General features: G+C 69.1%; 2 protein-coding genes. Both read left to right on the top strand.

Features of this window, described 5'->3' with window-relative positions:
• Positions 1 to 778, top strand: a 778-nt coding sequence (locus tag ACWFRU_RS42200) for a hypothetical protein (protein ID WP_453694155.1), incomplete at its 5' end; no start/stop codon positions are given.
• A 205-nt stretch (positions 779 to 983) separates the two neighbouring features.
• A partial coding sequence (locus ACWFRU_RS42195) for a hypothetical protein (RefSeq protein ID WP_453694153.1) occupies positions 984 to 1,488 on the top strand: 505 nt, incomplete at its 3' end.

The following is a 1,488-nucleotide window of genomic DNA, read 5'->3' as shown; positions in this document are numbered from 1 at the left end:
GCTGGTCAAGCAGATCAACCTCACCTCGTTGAAGTCCGACGTGGTCGTGGATATCGCCTCGCAGGGCGTCACCCGCGACCGGGTGGGCACGAACACATGGCTGTCCGAACTCCCGGTCCAGGTCATGTGCGCCTGCGACAAGGACGACATCGTGCAGATCGCCGGCGGCGGCGCGATGGCCCAGGGATGGCGGCCGGACCGGCTGCTGCCCGCGATGGGCGACGCCGTCAACGACGCCTCCGTGGCGTACGTGATGGCGGGCGGCGACTACTGCGAGCCGATCCCGTACCGGGCCTGCATCACCAGCGACGACGAGGCCGACCGCCGGGCCACCGAGCGGGCCGCGGCCGGGATGTGCGAGCTGGACGCCGCGTCGAAGGCCTTCGCCCCCGGCGTCGTCCTGCCCAACCCCGGCGGCGGCGACCCTTGGGACGGCGACGAGGACGAGGACCAGGAGGAGAAGCTGCCGGTCCTCCTCCAGGTGATCCGCTCGATCTACCGGTCCCTCAGTGACCCGAGCGGCCTGACGGAGGACGAGCTGTTCGACGCCCTGCACGAGGTCCAGCCGGAGACGTGGGACCTGGAGAAGTTCGCCACCGGCGACGGACCGCAGATGACCAAGGGTGCCGTCCTGGCCCTGGTGCTCGACAAGGTGCTGGCCCCCCGGGGCCAGAAGTGGGCCAAGGAGTCCTACCGGCCCAAGGGCGCCAAGGCCACGGTCAAGGGCTACCGCCTGCGTGACCTCAAGGCACTCGTCGGCGAGGCCGACAGGGGCTGACCCGCTTCCGGAACACCCGGAAACATGCAGGTCAGCGAGGGGGAACCGGCCCGGAACAGGGCCGGAACCCCCGCCCCGGGCCGGAACACGTTCCCCCTCTCCGGGCCCTGTTCCGACCTTGTTCCAACGCTCTGACCTGCATGTTTTCCCTAGTTCCGCCGCTGTTACGTCCGGAAGATCACGAATGTTCCCCAGAGGAGATCTGATGCCGATCAGCCCGTGGAGGTCCTTCAACCCCGACGAGGGCGACTTCTACGTGACCTTTGAGCGCCGCTTCCGCTACGTCGTCGAGGACCCCGAGCAGACGTGGCGCCGGGTGTGGATTCAGACCGTGATCGCGTGCCCGGTCTGCGGAATGGACACCGGCCTGCGACTGGCCTACAAGGTCGGCACGGACGTCGTCCTGGAGGCCGCCTGCCCGGTCGGGCACATCTGGGTCGAGCCCCGCGTCGACGTCTCGCAGTGGGTGGCGTACTGCCGCTTCCGGCAGGGGCGGCAGGACATCGACTCGCTGTGGCTGATCGAGGCCGGGTTCGGCGAGGAGCCGCCGCCGCCGATGGAGACGAAGGACATCATCGACGCGGCGAAAGTGGGCGGGAAGCTGCTCCTCCGTCAGTGGAGGAAGCAGGCGAAGGCGACCGTCCGCACACCCGTCCGCCAGGCCAAGCGCGAGATCAGGAAGCAGGCTATGCGTCCGGTCGCCGCTGCAC

Source organism: Streptomyces sp. NPDC055099 (genome assembly GCF_053607685.1).
This window is presented reverse-complemented; position numbering and strand designations above follow the sequence as displayed.